The 13245-nt window shown below is 37.1% G+C and carries 21 protein-coding genes and 1 pseudogene; 4 read left to right on the top strand and 18 right to left on the bottom strand.

Translation table 11 applies throughout. The features are described 5' to 3' along the window. From ACFINF_RS07345 to ACFINF_RS07280, 14 genes are all read right to left on the bottom strand, one after another. Window positions 1-488: phage terminase large subunit (locus tag ACFINF_RS07345; RefSeq protein WP_375620310.1), on the bottom strand; the 488-nt coding region annotated here is incomplete at its 3' end. Beyond that, window positions 469-801 carry a hypothetical protein gene (locus tag ACFINF_RS07340; RefSeq protein WP_375620309.1) on the bottom strand — a complete coding sequence of 111 codons (333 nt, stop codon included), beginning with the start codon at window positions 799-801 and terminating at the stop codon, window positions 469-471. The genes ACFINF_RS07340 and ACFINF_RS07345, both read right to left, overlap by 20 nt. Before the next feature lie 219 nt (window positions 802-1020). Further along, a complete protein-coding gene (locus tag ACFINF_RS07335) occupies window positions 1021-1290 on the bottom strand; it encodes a type II toxin-antitoxin system RelE/ParE family toxin (protein WP_375620308.1) in 270 nt (89 codons plus the stop codon). After that, window positions 1274-1501: a DUF6290 family protein gene (locus ACFINF_RS07330; protein WP_007554201.1), complete on the bottom strand. Its 228-nt coding sequence runs from the start codon at window positions 1499-1501 to the stop codon at window positions 1274-1276. The genes ACFINF_RS07335 and ACFINF_RS07330 overlap by 17 nt, the downstream gene beginning before the upstream one ends. Window positions 1502-1578: 77 nt before the next feature. Beyond that, window positions 1579-2112 (bottom strand): hypothetical protein, encoded by a 534-nt coding sequence (locus ACFINF_RS07325; RefSeq protein WP_375620307.1) that lies wholly within the window; start codon window positions 2110-2112, stop codon window positions 1579-1581. Beyond that, complete coding sequence (locus ACFINF_RS07320; RefSeq protein ID WP_375620306.1) at window positions 2099-2437, bottom strand: hypothetical protein; 339 nt, start codon at window positions 2435-2437, stop codon at window positions 2099-2101. Before ACFINF_RS07320 ends, ACFINF_RS07325 begins: the two co-directional genes overlap by 14 nt. Window positions 2438-2451: 14 nt before the next feature. Continuing rightward, complete coding sequence (gene ssb / locus ACFINF_RS07315; protein ID WP_375620305.1) at window positions 2452-2892, bottom strand: single-stranded DNA-binding protein; 441 nt, start codon at window positions 2890-2892, stop codon at window positions 2452-2454. A 103-nt stretch (window positions 2893-2995) separates the two neighbouring features. After that, entirely contained in the window at window positions 2996-4444 is a 1449-nt protein-coding gene (locus ACFINF_RS07310) for a replicative DNA helicase (protein WP_375620304.1), read from the bottom strand. Between the two features lie 271 nt (window positions 4445-4715). After that, window positions 4716-5156 carry a hypothetical protein gene (locus tag ACFINF_RS07305; RefSeq protein WP_375620303.1) on the bottom strand — a complete coding sequence of 147 codons (441 nt, stop codon included), beginning with the start codon at window positions 5154-5156 and terminating at the stop codon, window positions 4716-4718. 84 nt (window positions 5157-5240) lie between these two features. Beyond that, window positions 5241-5993 carry a hypothetical protein gene (locus tag ACFINF_RS07300; RefSeq protein WP_375620302.1) on the bottom strand — a complete coding sequence of 251 codons (753 nt, stop codon included), beginning with the start codon at window positions 5991-5993 and terminating at the stop codon, window positions 5241-5243. Window positions 5994-6285: 292 nt separating this feature from the next. Next, entirely contained in the window at window positions 6286-6675 is a 390-nt protein-coding gene (locus ACFINF_RS07295; protein WP_375620301.1) for a hypothetical protein, read from the bottom strand. A 274-nt stretch (window positions 6676-6949) separates the two neighbouring features. Then, window positions 6950-8086 (bottom strand): hypothetical protein, encoded by a 1137-nt coding sequence (locus tag ACFINF_RS07290; RefSeq protein WP_375620300.1) that lies wholly within the window; start codon window positions 8084-8086, stop codon window positions 6950-6952. Then, window positions 8076-8426 carry a DUF1376 domain-containing protein gene (locus ACFINF_RS07285; protein ID WP_375620299.1) on the bottom strand — a complete coding sequence of 117 codons (351 nt, stop codon included), beginning with the start codon at window positions 8424-8426 and terminating at the stop codon, window positions 8076-8078. Before ACFINF_RS07285 ends, ACFINF_RS07290 begins: the two co-directional genes overlap by 11 nt. Then, on the bottom strand, window positions 8416-8889 hold the full coding sequence (locus tag ACFINF_RS07280) for a crossover junction endodeoxyribonuclease RuvC (protein ID WP_375620298.1): 474 nt from the start codon (window positions 8887-8889) through the stop codon (window positions 8416-8418). The genes ACFINF_RS07285 and ACFINF_RS07280 overlap by 11 nt, the downstream gene beginning before the upstream one ends. Before the next feature lie 75 nt (window positions 8890-8964). Between ACFINF_RS07280 and ACFINF_RS07275 the strand changes: the two genes are divergently transcribed. After that, window positions 8965-9783: a hypothetical protein gene (locus ACFINF_RS07275; protein WP_375620297.1), complete on the top strand. Its 819-nt coding sequence runs from the start codon at window positions 8965-8967 to the stop codon at window positions 9781-9783. On the opposite strand, the gene ACFINF_RS07270 is transcribed toward ACFINF_RS07275, so the two are convergent. From ACFINF_RS07270 to ACFINF_RS07255, 4 genes are read right to left on the bottom strand one after another with little or no spacing between them, the layout of a single operon-like run. Next, window positions 9757-10395 carry a hypothetical protein gene (locus ACFINF_RS07270; protein ID WP_375620296.1) on the bottom strand — a complete coding sequence of 213 codons (639 nt, stop codon included), beginning with the start codon at window positions 10393-10395 and terminating at the stop codon, window positions 9757-9759. The genes ACFINF_RS07275 and ACFINF_RS07270 overlap by 27 nt on opposite strands. 10 nt (window positions 10396-10405) lie before the next feature. Continuing rightward, window positions 10406-10846, bottom strand: a complete 441-nt coding sequence (locus tag ACFINF_RS07265) for a hypothetical protein (RefSeq protein WP_375620295.1) — start codon at window positions 10844-10846, stop codon at window positions 10406-10408. Window positions 10847-10857: 11 nt separating this feature from the next. Further along, the gene (locus ACFINF_RS07260; protein ID WP_375620294.1) at window positions 10858-11175 is read right to left on the bottom strand and encodes a dATP/dGTP diphosphohydrolase domain-containing protein; all 318 of its coding nucleotides are present in this window, start codon (window positions 11173-11175) and stop codon (window positions 10858-10860) included. A 10-nt stretch (window positions 11176-11185) separates the two neighbouring features. Beyond that, window positions 11186-11509, bottom strand: a complete 324-nt coding sequence (locus ACFINF_RS07255) for a hypothetical protein (RefSeq protein WP_375620293.1) — start codon at window positions 11507-11509, stop codon at window positions 11186-11188. Between the two features lie 113 nt (window positions 11510-11622). Here ACFINF_RS07255 and ACFINF_RS07250 point away from each other — a divergent pair, with 113 nt between their 5' ends. The 3 genes and pseudogenes from ACFINF_RS07250 to ACFINF_RS07240 all read left to right on the top strand — a co-directional run bounded on the left by ACFINF_RS07250 (window position 11623) and on the right by ACFINF_RS07240 (window position 13239). After that, on the top strand, window positions 11623-11949 hold the full coding sequence (locus tag ACFINF_RS07250; RefSeq protein WP_375620292.1) for a hypothetical protein: 327 nt from the start codon (window positions 11623-11625) through the stop codon (window positions 11947-11949). A gap of 245 nt (window positions 11950-12194) precedes the next feature. Further along, a pseudogene (locus ACFINF_RS07245) lies at window positions 12195-12574 on the top strand (hypothetical protein). Between the two features lie 113 nt (window positions 12575-12687). Further along, window positions 12688-13239, top strand: coding sequence for a hypothetical protein (locus ACFINF_RS07240; protein WP_375620291.1), 552 nt, complete (start codon window positions 12688-12690; stop codon window positions 13237-13239). Window positions 13240-13245 lie beyond the last annotated feature (6 nt).

Genomic DNA, 13245 nt, shown 5'->3' with positions numbered 1-13245 from the left:
GGGTTCCATGTCACCCATAACTCTGCCCGCCATCCTTCTCCTTCTTCTCGCAAAGTCGGTATAAGCGTCTGCCAAGCCGTCTCTGTAACGGGCTCTGCCTCATCAACCCAACAAAGCAAAATACGCCCCATGGATTTGATACTTGCAATATTCCGGTCCAAACCAGAAAACTGAAAGGCTATACGACCATCTATCGACTTAATCGACGACTCCCCAACCTTGTAATAGTCCTTTAAAAAGTCATGCGCTTCAATGGCGCGCTTAATCTCCTCCAATGAACTTTCTGCCAAAGAATTTTGAAACTGCCGTGCACAAAGAATAGTGCCCGATATCCCTCTCCTACCAAATTGATAGCCTTTTAAAGCAGCCATCAAGGCAAATGATCTTGTCTTTCCAGACCCTCTCCCTCCCCAAGCAGCACGCACCAAAGCATCACCTGCAAAAATCGGTATAAGCTTTGGTACAATATTAATCTGTCGTGTCGTCATTAACCAAAGGCGCGATTTCTACACGCGTTATCACCTTAACGGCTCCCCCATCTTCACCTGTTACCTGTAAAGGCAACACCTTACCAAGCAACGCTAAATAAGCAGCGGGGCATTTGATTGCCTGTTTTTCGAGATAAGAGATCAAACCATCCTTGCCAATTTTATTCCCAGCATTCTCAGCAGCCTTAACCACTGCTTCTTTTAAAATGCGCGTCACTTTATTTGGAACGCCTTTGACACGCCCTTGACCTGCCTTTGGTGGTATACGCTTTTTAATGGGTTGTGGAGCCTGCTGTGTATTTTCTGATGTCATAAAATACGCCCTCCAGATAATAAAAAACCCCGCATTTGCGGGGATTTTAAACTGCACTGCCTCTCGTCTAGATACAATACGACCAAGTACAGTAACGCCATTAAATACGATTTGCAACATAATGTCAACAAGAAAATGACACGTATTGTGTTATTTTATTTTTTTACCTAAATATGGTGTTTTAAAAGGCAAAAATAATATGCATTGTCGCTATTATCTTCAATCTTTATATATATTTTTTCTATGTCCAATAGCTAAAACCAACACTACAAGCTCTCTATCGTAAAGATCGCATAGTACTCTATAGTCTCCCACACGATATCTCCACAAGCCAGACAATTGACCTCTCAAAGGCTTCCCTACTACACGCGCATTTTCAAGAGGAGCAACGTATTTATCTAAAAAATCAACAATCCTCCGTGCTTCTTTTTTATCGCATTTTTTTAAAAAACTGAGAGCTTTTTTTTCATATTTAATCGTCCAAGCCAAGCTCTTTCCTCACTTCTTCAGAGCTGTAAAAAGTTGCATCTCCATTTCGAATACGCTCTCTTACTTGTGAGGCTAAATAATAATCCTCTGCTTCTTCTATTCCACGTTCAATAATCTCACGTAAATAAAAAGACTTTGTGCGTCCTGTTTTAGCAGCTAAATTATTCAAACGTGTCTCAAGATCACTTGGCAATCGAATAGATATCGTCATAACACAATCCTCATATTTGTATTCACTGTAATACAAATACAACATATTGTACAGAAAAACGTTTCATATCACGCTTTTTACTTTGTTACAGTGAAATGTTTATGAAGCGCATTAAGAACTATTCGCAATGAACTCACAAGATGCGGTAGCATTTGATCTTCTATAACAAGATACTGTATTGCGGCGTAAAGATTGTATTGCCTATAAAGGCATTGTGCTTCTTTTATTGCCTCTTGCATATTGAAAAACTGCTCTGTAGCAAATTCTACCCATTTGTCTCTTGCCTTATCATCAGAAGATGATGGCATTTCATCATAAACAGCGCTTGGCAAGCCTTTTGCACAAAAGTAATTGTTTCTTACCTGTAGGTATTTTTGCGCGGCATCATATTGCTCTTGTGTAAGCACGCCTTGTAAACAAAGCCGCCCTATATAAGATCCAGAAAGTGGATTTTTTGCCTCTTGTAGCGTTAAACCGAAGCGCTTTGCACGCATTTCTATTGCCAATTTATCAACGGCTTCACGCGGTGCTTTTGCACGTGATATACGTCCGTTTGGTTCTCTTACCTGCCCTGCTATTTTAGGGCGTCCCCTTTTTTTATTTTTTTTCACAGATAACCTCAGATGCCTGTTTAACGTTTTCCCAAATTTCCTTTGAGTTTGAATTTGTTTTTGCATCCAAAGCCGCTACAAGTATTAGCAACACGCCGCCTATACAAAAGGCTGGAATTTTTTTCCAATCATCATCATCACTCATCATCCACACGAAGATAATGACCATCATTACAATTAGAAAGCCTGCTGATATATTACAGAATGTCTCAATCTTATTATTATGTTGTAATGATTTTATCTCCTGATCTGTAATAGTATAGTTATAAACTGGCTTAGATTTACAGATTGCACTAAAGGAATGGAGCGGCGGCTTATCAGACATTTAAATACCCTCTATTAAAAAGGAACACTGTCATTCATAACGGTATGGGGCGTATCAAGAGGTCTGTAAATGCTTCTGTCATAAGCAGATGACTGATCTTGATTATCATCATTTTTGCCATCTAAAAGCTTTAACTCGCCTTTGTACTGAGGTAAGACAATTTCTGTTATATAACGGTCAATACCATTTTTATCTTGCCATTTGCGTGTCTGTAATTTGCCTTCTATGTAAACCTTTGAACCTTTGTTGAGATACTGGAGTGCTATTTTTGCCAAATGTGGATTAAACACCACAATGGAATGCCATTCAGTTTTGTCTACTTTCTTATTGGTTGCCTTGTCTGTATAGCTCTCAGACGTTGCCATTCGAAAATTAACCACCTCACCACCAGAAGGCATAGTTTTGCTTTCTGGATTGGCACCTAAATGACCAATTAAAATCACTTTATTAAGCATGTTTGTAAGTTCCATTAAATGATGTAAAGATCATAACATGTTTTATGTGTTTTTACAATGTTTTCAGTTGTATAATAACAATTATTTAATGTTTTACATTATGTTATAAATCACTAAAGCGCGTAAAATCGGATTGAAATGCAAGGGGAACGATTCCTGTCGGACCATGGCGTTGTTTTGCTATAATAACCTCAGCTTTACCCTTGGCTTGCTCCATTGCCTCTTGCCATTTGCTATACTCAGGAGTGCCTTCTTTGGGTTCTTCATTTTTGAGATAGTATTCTTCGCGATAGACGAACAAAACAATGTCGGCATCTTGCTCGATTGAACCAGATTCACGTAAATCGGATAATTGGGGACGTTTATCGGTTCGGTTTTCAACTTGACGTGAAAGTTGTGACAGAGCAATGATGGGAATATTGAGTTCTTTTGCAAGTGCTTTTAATCCGGTGGTAATGGCTGTAATTTCTTGAACGCGATTTTCTAATGAACGCTTTGAACCACTTGTCATGAGTTGGATATAATCAATAATCAAGACATCTAGACCATGTTGTCGTTTAAGACGCCTTGCACGGGCGGACAATTGTGCAAGGGATACACCACCTGTTTGATCAATATAAAGAGGGATTGTTTGTAAGGAACGCATTGCGTAAATGATGTTGGTAAATTGCTCTTCTGAGATATTACCACGACGCATATCAGAAGAAGAAACCTTTATTTGTTCTGAGATAATACGGGTTGCAAGCTGTTCAGATGACATCTCAAGTGAGAAGAAACCTACAATGCCCCCTTCATTGGCTTGGCTGTTATCATGACGCTTGCAAGCATTGGCAATATTAAAAGCAATATTGGTAGCTAGAGAGGTTTTCCCCATAGCAGGGCGCCCCGCAAGGATAATCAAATCAGATGCTTGTAACCCTCCCATTTTCTCATCAAGTGTTTTGATATGGGTAGCTATCCCTGAGAGCCTTGAGGAACGCTTTTTCGCTGCACTTGCCATATCGATAGCTTTTTTAATAGCCTCGTTAAAATTTTCAAATCCACCTCCATATTTCCCTTTTTCTGCCAATTCAAACAACTGATTTTCAACAGTTTCAATTTGTTGTGATGTTGTAAATTCTACAGAAGCATCATAAGCTCTATTCACAACTTGAGTGCCAAGGTTAATTAAAGAGCGTCGGATAAACAGATCATAAATGACGCTTCCATAATCTTTAGTATTAATGATTGTAACTGCCTCGGTAGCTAAACGCACCACGTAATTATATACAGTGATGTCACCAATTTTCGCATCATTTTCAACAAACGGCTTAATAGTAATGGGATCTGCAACTTTTCCCTTTTGAACAATTTGTGAAATGATATTAAAAAGCCTTTGATGCAACGGTTCAAAAAAGTGCTCTGCTTTCAAAAAATCAGAAACGCTATCAAGAGCATTATTATTGATAATGATAGCACCCAGCAAAGCTTGTTCTGCTTCAATATTATGGGGAAGTTGACGAAAAGAAGATTGTTCTTCTGTTTGAAAAGAAGGTAATTTAACAGCGTTCATTTTATTCATTATGATTTAAATTGATTTGATAAATGATATTTATAAATCACTGAATCTACAGTGTGAATCCCATTTTTATTTTACTTAACAGCTTGCGTTTTGATACGTTTTGTGCAATAAAGAGATGTTCTCTTATATTTCGATTGGTTATTTTAATCGTTTATTTGGATCGCTAGCTGTTTTGATAATAAAAGCCGTGTCTTAAAGGACGCGGCTTTTTTTAATTCTATCTTTTAGAAGCCGCTTTAGTCAATTTATCTACAGTCTTTATCTATCTACAAAAGGATATTAAACCTGTAGAAATCTCTTTTCTTCCTGTAACCCATGCCCCCAAAATAAGTTGCGTATCTCCAAAAACACGCGCCCTGCCACCAATAATTGCCTTTCCATAAGCACGTACATTGCCGTAAACCTTCGCAAACCCATTAACACACGCCTCATCACAAATTATTGCATTTTCAAAAACCTTCGCATGCCCCCAAACCATAGCAGCATTATAAACCTTGGCATCATCACCAACCCAGCAATTGCCATCATGTGATAAGTTGTATTCACTTTCAATAAAGCCCCCTAAATCTCCTTTTTTAACACTTCCAAAACTTCTTAAAGCTTTAATGCGATAAAGTGTTCTAACTCTACCATAGAGATGGTCTTTAACTTCTGTAGTTTCATTAGTAAGTTCATATTTTTTGGATACATTTTTAGTGGTCATAGGTAGCTCCCTAATCTAACATTTGAATAAATTTTTGAATGAAATGGTTATAAGGAGGCGCCCCCGCACCGCCCTATTGTTTAATTAAGCAGCTTCTTTTTCATATTCTAATTCACATTCTAAATCGTCATCATTTTCAGATTCAAGATCAGCATCATAATAGTCTTCAAAATCATCATAATACTCATGACGATAATAATCATCTTCACTACCAAATTCGGGATATGCTTCATTCCAAATATGATCATCTGCTGTTAAAGAAGCGGCGCTATGAACATAAGAATCTCCTGAGATAAGAGCACCACATACAACGGCATCATCGAAAACACGCGCGTCATCACAAATATGAGCAGCGCCGCTTATTTTTGCATTGCCTCCAACATGAGCATCATCACAAATGACGGCATCATCAGAAATATGAGCATGATCAGTTACATAGGCATTATCATAAATCTTTGCATTGCCTTCAATTACAACAGCACCTTTAATATGAGCATTCCCATAAAGACGCGCATTGCCTCCCATAAAAATAGCTTCAAAAATAGCATTCCCATAAATTTTTGCATTCCCACAAACGTCTACAAAAAAGCTTCTTACTTTTGCATTCCCAGAAACGCGGGCATTTTGAAAAACGCGGGCTTTATCATATACCCAGCACGTACCATAATGCGATAGGTTGCTTTCATTTTCTATAAAACCACCTAAATCCCCCGCCTTGACATCTCCAAAATCTTTTAAGGCGCGTATACGGTATAATGTGAGACCAGTCATATGATCTATTTCATTAGTCAATTCATATTTTTTGGATGGTTTTCTCTTTTTAACTGTAGCACTCATGCTAGTAATCCTTGTGATTATTGGGTTTTGAATTGACAACCCTATAAGGGCGCCGGGTGTTCAAAACACGGTCACAAGTCCGTCGTCACACTTTTCTCATAAAGAGTATTGTATGGTGTGAACACACCCGACATAATCGTTATATGCTAATCACAACATAAAAGACAGTCAGTATTTAAAGAAATGGGAAAAACCTTATCGGGGTTTATCCGCTTGTGATTTAGTGTTTTGAGCACTTGACGCCTTTCTAAACGAACCTTTCCTTAATGTCAATACGTATTTTTTATTTTTTTCAATTTTTTTCATTTTGATACCTACCTAATTGAATACCAAGTGCTTTCTCTAGTTCACTGTCTATATCATCATAAGTTTTCACTGCTTTCACTGTACGTTTTTTGATTTCCCTATTCACCTCGTCTATCAACGCTTCGCAACTCAATACGCTTCTTGGCAAATCACCACCGTATATCCAAGCTTTCACTTGCGCCTTGGTACTGTAATCAACTTTACAAGGCATCTCATGATACTGACCACCGTCAAATTCTTCGTATTCTCTTGTGCCATCATCATATTCGTAAAGGTTATAAAAATACTCTGCTACCCCTAATCCCCATGGTGCATGCCCCACCGCCGTTGCAACCCACTTTTTTTGCCCTTTCTGTTTACGTTTTTTTAAAAACATCTGGTTTAATATCCCCTAATCTAAATCCATAACTTTACCAATGGGTTTATTTGCCTCAAAATGGACCGTACAGAAGCGTTTTTAATTTCAATGTGGTTTTTATCATAAAATCTTTAAATCGCTCTGTACGGTGCCTTTCTGTCAATTTAAACGCATGTCTATTCTCAAAACGTTCAGCAAATTTCACTACTTTGCTGTTTTTTCGGATCATTTTAAATACGATTTCATGACTGATGCTTCCGAAAAAAGCTCTATTTCTGATCCATAAGTGTCTTTAAGCGTAGATCGCTGTTGGGGGTATGCTAAATCTTTCTGAAAGGTTGTTTGCGAAATTGTTTGATGATGATTTATAGCATGCGGTTGCATATAGTTTTTCCGTTTCTAATTTTTTGTGTTTCTTAATTACCAATCCATATTCTGGATGCGTAATCCAATTATCCCAAGCGCTTTGCCAATCGCGTTCATTTGCATTTCGACATGGGTTGGATTTTGAAAAGCGTACAAATTTTTCAAATTCTGATAAGGCTTCATCATGCGTTAATCCTTGTTCAGTTGCGTATTGAAAATCGGGTTTGAAATCTTCTAGTATTCTTTCAACGTCTTGTTTTTCGCTTGTTTTCTTAGTTTCTTCAAAAAAGTTTGCTTTCTCTGGAAAATAAGCAGGCATCATCGTGTCAAAGATTTCTGAAAGTTTTTTTCCAACCTTTTTAACTTTTCGTGAAGGCAATTTCGCAATCATCGCTTCGTTAATTTGCCATCGGTTGTTAGCTTCGTTTGAAAGATTGATATTTTGCTCGTGAATGATTGGTTGTTTGGTTTCTATCGTTTTGATTTGTTCTGATTGGCTTTCAACATCACACTCGATTGCCTTTTCAACAAAATCGTTTGTTTCTAAATTTTCAAAATCAATTTCTCTTTTTGATAAAATAATATTTTTATTTTTTTTGTTATTGTTATTGTTAATGTTAATGTGTTGTCGTGATGAACTCATCATGATGTCATCATGACCTCGTGATGATGTCATCATGACATCATCATGTTCTCTTGATGAATTATCTTTCTGCTTATTTCTCTTAGTATTCGCAGCTTTTATAGCTTTTTCTGAGAGTCTATTTAAATTCTCATTAGAGTTATTGAGTTCTTCCTCAACATCTAAATTCCACAAGCGACCATCTGCTAAACGAATGAAATATCCTTCTTCAAGCAAAACATTCAGTGCCGCTTCAAACTTCTTCACTGAATAACCCGTGTAATTAGATAAAACTTTAATATTATAAAAAAGAGGTTCACCAGTATGCAACATACGTAACCGTAATCGCATATAGATATTGCCCTCTACAGCAGGCAAATAATCAACAACTATTGCCCACTTGTCTGCAAAAAGCCTCGTCCATGGCAACTTAGTTGACATACTTCACCTCCCTTTCTTTATTATTATTGCAAGTGAAATTATCTAGCTCTTCAGTGACGTTATTGAGTTCTTTTTCAACTTCTGAATTCCACAACCCACCATTGTCTAAACGTATGATGAATCCACCTTCAATCAAGGAATTCAAAGCTGCTTCAAACTCTTCTACTGGATAACCAACCCAAAAAGCTAATACCGTTAAGTCCTTTAAAATAGGTTCACCAGTATGGAGCATTAGAAGTCGCAACATGACATAGATACATTTCTCGGTCGGCGACAAACAACCAAGAGTAAGAAGCCATCTGTCTGCAAAAAGCCTCGTCCATGGTAATTTACTGGACATACCCCAATTCCCTTTCTTTAACTAAATATAAAATTGCTAAAGCATCTGCTTCGTTGTCATCACAAGGCGCATGACCTTTGGAACATATCGCCTTAATCATCTCTTCTTTCGACGCATTCCCCTTGCCTGTCGTCGCTTTCTTAATCGTACTTACTGGTATACCCTCATACGGTATCTGATGATGTTCACACCACGCCGTTAACGTTGCTAACAAACCACCGTAAACATGCGCTGCATCTGTACCAACATGCCGACGCACCTCTTCAAAATACACCGCGTCAATTTGACCTGCTGTCTGCTTTATTTCTGATAGCCATTGTTTAAAACGCAAGTAACGCATTCCACCGCCTTCAAAACGGCGCGATTGAAAATTCACGGTACCACTGAACATGTCACCACTTGCACCACGTATCGCCCACCCCGTTTTGGTACCTAGATCAAAACAAAGAATCGTGTTATTCACTGCGCCTCTCCATACACAATGTGTTTTATTAGGTTGTTTTTTTCCGAAAATGAAAGAAAGAACGGTGTGTAAAATATGCAAGCAGTTTTAAATTGGATAGAACAGCATCCTGTATTATTTTCAGCGTTTTCTGTATTATTTTCAGCACTTTCTTCGGTTGGTGCTTTATTATCAGCAATTTTTGCTTTTCGTTCTATTAAACAGACATTGAAATTAAGAAAGGAAGACAAAATAGAAGCTGAAAAATCAAGAAAGGAAGATCTAGAAAAGTTTAAAGCTGAATTAGCTAATGCCATGGACATAGCTAAATCAACTAAACAACAAGCACAAGCGCTAGAAAAGCTTACCAACGTTCTAGAAAAACAGACAGAAATTTTAGAGCAAAGAAAACTTAATGTTTTGTCACAATATATGCGAACATATAAAGATCCCGATAGTGACGTATTTTTATTCATCGATATAGCTTTATTCATTGCAAATCCTACAAAACAACCAATTACAATCAATTCGATTAGTATAAATAAAGACAGCCTTTTTAGATTTATTCATGCAACATATAGTATATCCTATCCTTTTCCTCCTTATAAAAAGGTACACACCATCTCCCCCAAAAATTTCAAACTTCTCTGTTTAAAAAAACCTAAAGTAGAACCTAAAATATATGATACTCTTAATGTATTTAGCCTTGATGTTTCCAGCTCGCTATACTTGGTTCTTACTATCGCACCTATAAATAATAATACACCATCTAGACTAGCATTCACTTTAGAACACACTGCCGTAGATCCTCAAAATCCACCAGAAAAAGTGAATTTTCCCGTCCGCGATATTCAATACTTTGAACCAGAACTCTTACAGCTGTTACGTTCAAAGAATAATGGTTTTCCAATTTGAACAATAACGCTGTTGTTCCTCAATACTTTTTTCAGCCAACTCGGCCCATGTCAGTGGCTTTGGCCTCACAAGATGAAATAATAAATATTGCGATCTATCCCATTTATTAACTTCTTCAATTGTAACGGTTTTTTTTGCCATAAACCATGTATGGACATCGTTAATAATTTGAATTGCTTCATTCTTTCTCTGTTCATCCATCATTAATTGTTGCAATATCTTTCGTGCTCTATCATCATCTTTTTCATCACTATATTCATTTATAATTGGAGCTTTGTTTACAAACTCTCTTACAAGCGCACGAACATCTTCAGGCTCTTGAAGATTGTCATTAATATTTTCATATTCAGTCAAATATTCTTGCTCTTTAGATTTCTTCTGTTCAGATTCCAACAAACGTTCTTGCACTTCTTTTTGTAATTTTTGTAAATGTTGTATTTTCTCTTCATTTTCTGCTAGCTGTCCTTCCATCAACGCTTTTTGTGACGCTATTAACTCATCTCGTTCTTTTATCGCTTGTCTAAGCATTTTTATGTTTTTAAAATTGGTATAAACCGCATAACATGAACACAAATTAGCAATATAAGATATAATAAGTGCAATTAAGCCCATCCCTCTCTCCTCACTTACCCTTCTTCTTACTCTTCTTATTCTTATGAGCCGGCGCTTTTACTACTTCATCACGCTGTTTAAGCTCTTGTGTTAGTCTTTGAATTTCCGTATCACGTGATTGAACATCTGCTTTTAGTGCCTGTATCTTTTCACTTTTCCGTTTAAACTCTTCTCGGTACGCATCTATCTTTTGCTTAAGTTCTTCAATTTCCTCGTCACGTTCTTCAATTAGCTTGTCGCATTGTTCAAGATCCGCATCACATTGATCAATTGTCTGCTTGCTTTCCTTTAAATACCTAAACTCATTCTCTCTCATTTCTTTCTTAAGATCTTGAACCTGCTCTTTAAGTGCTTTAACTTGATCGCGATAATGCAATGCAATACGAAACATCACTCCGCTTAAGAGCAAAACTGAAACCACTGCTATCCATAAAATCTCATTCGAACTCATCTTTATCTCCTTTAATTTTTATGAGGGCGGTCATCATGACCAATCTGTTGTGCTTCGCATTCCATTAAAAAAAGAATGCAACAAGCCGCATGTGCCAAGTGTGATAAATCACTCTCAGCATCCTTATGCTCTCCACCAAACCATGCTAATAAATGACGTAAAGCAGCACCGTGAAACCTGCTCCAGTGCATGCCATTACGCCAATTGTTTGCTCCATACTTCTTTGCCCCAAACTCTAAAACTTTACCAATTTCAAGCAGTGCCAACGGCGCTATAAGCTCTACACGCGCCTTGCCAACATCATTCTTATGCGCTTCCCTTAAAGCCATGATCATCTCCTTAAGGCTGCAAAGTTTCACCCGCGCTATCAACGCCAGAACTTTTTGCAAATGTAGACATTGGGGGGTGTTGCTCTTGCATTAATCTCTGCAAGCGCTCGGGATAAAAAAAATCTTCTGGACGCAAGTCTATCCCATGCTCACGTGCATAGTTCAAAAGCATAATTTGATATTTAGCTGGTATAATTCCGCCTTTACCCTCTAGTTTTTTTAAAGGATAAGTCCATTTATAAACAGCAGACACATGACATTGAGAAATCAACGACACACGTTTCGCACCGCCTAAATATTTTATAATCGTACCTGCTGAATTTTTGATATTCATTTTAATTTCTCTATTTATCAAATGGGCATTTATTCGATTATAGAAAAAATGTCAACATTTTTTCTAAAATAGAAATGTTGATATTTTTTAAAACAACAGGAATATTGGTAAGTATGGATATTCAAAAAGAAATAAAAATTTGGGCAAATGAAAAACTTAAAACAATGGGTCATGGGTCCCGAACTGAATTAGCTAAACATATGGGACTTCATACATCTGTTGTATCTAAAATGCTTTCTATCGATGATGATAAAGAAAGTAGAAGTATATCTGCTGATGAACTCGTTAGATTAACTTCATTTTTTAAAGCTCTCCCCCCTCATTTTATACCCGATAATTGTGATGATTATTTTTTAAAATTATATTCCTCGGCAAAGCCAGAACATAGAAAAGCTGTCATTTCTTTTCTACGATCTTTGCAAGAAGAAGATGAAAAATAACCACCCGTTTTTGCTCATTTGTTAATGACGAAAATATTTTTAGAGCTTTTTTAGACTGCTTCATACAGAATTTTCTCCACATTGAAATGAAAATTAAATTACTTTTTTGTGTAGACTATTTGTCTATCACTAAAAAAATTTTTTTCTGTTTTAGAAAAATTATATTGACTTATTCTAAAATCGAAAATATATTCACTCCATATCTTAGAAAATAACTTTTGCCAATAGGCTCTATGGAGGCATTTGTGACAAAACCAGTGTTTATAAATTCTGATGAAATTCTCTTAGTGATGTGCGAAAATGAAGAGCAAAATCTCGCTAAATCTGGTCCTTTCTTAGAAGAAAGTGACATGATCAAATTTATCGACCAAGCCGATAATGCTGTCCAAATTTTGCGCGTAGAACCAACGACTAATCGTTGCGAAGATATCTCTGAAGATATTGCCGAATTCTATCTTAAAGAATGTGAAGAGCAGTGTTTCAACGGAAACATTCCTCACGACTTTGTTACGCATAGTTCAGCATACGGTTTTTTTTAGATGATATAAAACAGCGCGAATATGATGATGCAATGTATGGTTCTTACGAACAACAACACCGTTTGCGTCCTTGTGATGTGCTTTAAAAGCTAAAGGCGTTTTTAAAAGACGCCTCCTTTTCAAAAAATTCACCACACAATGCAATGCCGTTCTTTTGCAAGAACGACAAAGGCAGAGTCTAACTTAAAGGAGTAAAATAATGGAAAAAAAATACGAATTTACTGATGAAACAATCGAAGTTGGGGGCAAAACTCTCCACCGCATTCGCGCATTACGAGACTTTGGAAACGTCGAGAAAGGTGATTTAGGAGGCTATATCGAGAAAGAAGACAACCTATCGCATCGTGGTAATTGCTGGATTGGGGATTATGCAAAAGTCTATGGTTATGCCAAGGTTTTTGGTGATGCCTTGGTTTACGAAAATGCACAAGTTTACGGTTATGCACATGTTTACAACAATTCTCGTATTTATGGCAAAGCAGAAGTTTGCGATGAACCATGCATTTACGGTGATGCAGAAGTTTACGGTGATGCATATATTTGCGGTGAACCGCACGTTTTTGATAATGCAGAAGTTTATGGCAATGCACAAGTTTACGAAAAGGCATACATTTATGATAGGGCGCGTGTTTACGGCAATGCAGAAGTTTCCGGTGATGCGCATGTTTACGGTCATGCAAAAATTTACGGTGAAGCATGTGTATGTTGGGACGACTGGATTGATGGCGATAAAAGAATCTCAACTAGGTAACAAACC

The organism is Bartonella sp. TS25HLJMH, from assembly GCF_042193505.1.
GTDB lineage: Bacteria > Pseudomonadota > Alphaproteobacteria > Rhizobiales > Rhizobiaceae > Bartonella > Bartonella grahamii.
This window is presented reverse-complemented; position numbering and strand designations above follow the sequence as displayed.

What these genes read in the sequence shown, in the direction of transcription:
- ACFINF_RS07340 (WP_375620309.1), bottom strand. Translation starts at nt 801, where the DNA reads ATGACATCAGAAAATACACAGCAGGCTCCACAACCCATTAAAAAGCGT.
- ACFINF_RS07330 (WP_007554201.1), bottom strand. Translation starts at nt 1,501, where the DNA reads ATGACGATATCTATTCGATTGCCAAGTGATCTTGAGACACGTTTGAAT.
- ACFINF_RS07320 (WP_375620306.1), bottom strand. Translation starts at nt 2,437, where the DNA reads ATGTCTGATAAGCCGCCGCTCCATTCCTTTAGTGCAATCTGTAAATCT.
- ssb (WP_375620305.1), bottom strand. Translation starts at nt 2,892, where the DNA reads ATGCTTAATAAAGTGATTTTAATTGGTCATTTAGGTGCCAATCCAGAA.
- ACFINF_RS07310 (WP_375620304.1), bottom strand. Translation starts at nt 4,444, where the DNA reads ATGAACGCTGTTAAATTACCTTCTTTTCAAACAGAAGAACAATCTTCT.
- ACFINF_RS07305 (WP_375620303.1), bottom strand. Translation starts at nt 5,156, where the DNA reads ATGACCACTAAAAATGTATCCAAAAAATATGAACTTACTAATGAAACT.
- ACFINF_RS07300 (WP_375620302.1), bottom strand. Translation starts at nt 5,993, where the DNA reads ATGAGTGCTACAGTTAAAAAGAGAAAACCATCCAAAAAATATGAATTG.
- ACFINF_RS07295 (WP_375620301.1), bottom strand. Translation starts at nt 6,675, where the DNA reads ATGTTTTTAAAAAAACGTAAACAGAAAGGGCAAAAAAAGTGGGTTGCA.
- ACFINF_RS07290 (WP_375620300.1), bottom strand. Translation starts at nt 8,086, where the DNA reads ATGTCAACTAAGTTGCCATGGACGAGGCTTTTTGCAGACAAGTGGGCA.
- ACFINF_RS07285 (WP_375620299.1), bottom strand. Translation starts at nt 8,426, where the DNA reads ATGTCCAGTAAATTACCATGGACGAGGCTTTTTGCAGACAGATGGCTT.
- ACFINF_RS07275 (WP_375620297.1), top strand. Translation starts at nt 8,965, where the DNA reads ATGCAAGCAGTTTTAAATTGGATAGAACAGCATCCTGTATTATTTTCA.
- ACFINF_RS07270 (WP_375620296.1), bottom strand. Translation starts at nt 10,395, where the DNA reads ATGGGCTTAATTGCACTTATTATATCTTATATTGCTAATTTGTGTTCA.
- ACFINF_RS07265 (WP_375620295.1), bottom strand. Translation starts at nt 10,846, where the DNA reads ATGAGTTCGAATGAGATTTTATGGATAGCAGTGGTTTCAGTTTTGCTC.
- ACFINF_RS07260 (WP_375620294.1), bottom strand. Translation starts at nt 11,175, where the DNA reads ATGGCTTTAAGGGAAGCGCATAAGAATGATGTTGGCAAGGCGCGTGTA.
- ACFINF_RS07255 (WP_375620293.1), bottom strand. Translation starts at nt 11,509, where the DNA reads ATGAATATCAAAAATTCAGCAGGTACGATTATAAAATATTTAGGCGGT.
- ACFINF_RS07250 (WP_375620292.1), top strand. Translation starts at nt 11,623, where the DNA reads ATGGATATTCAAAAAGAAATAAAAATTTGGGCAAATGAAAAACTTAAA.
- ACFINF_RS07240 (WP_375620291.1), top strand. Translation starts at nt 12,688, where the DNA reads ATGGAAAAAAAATACGAATTTACTGATGAAACAATCGAAGTTGGGGGC.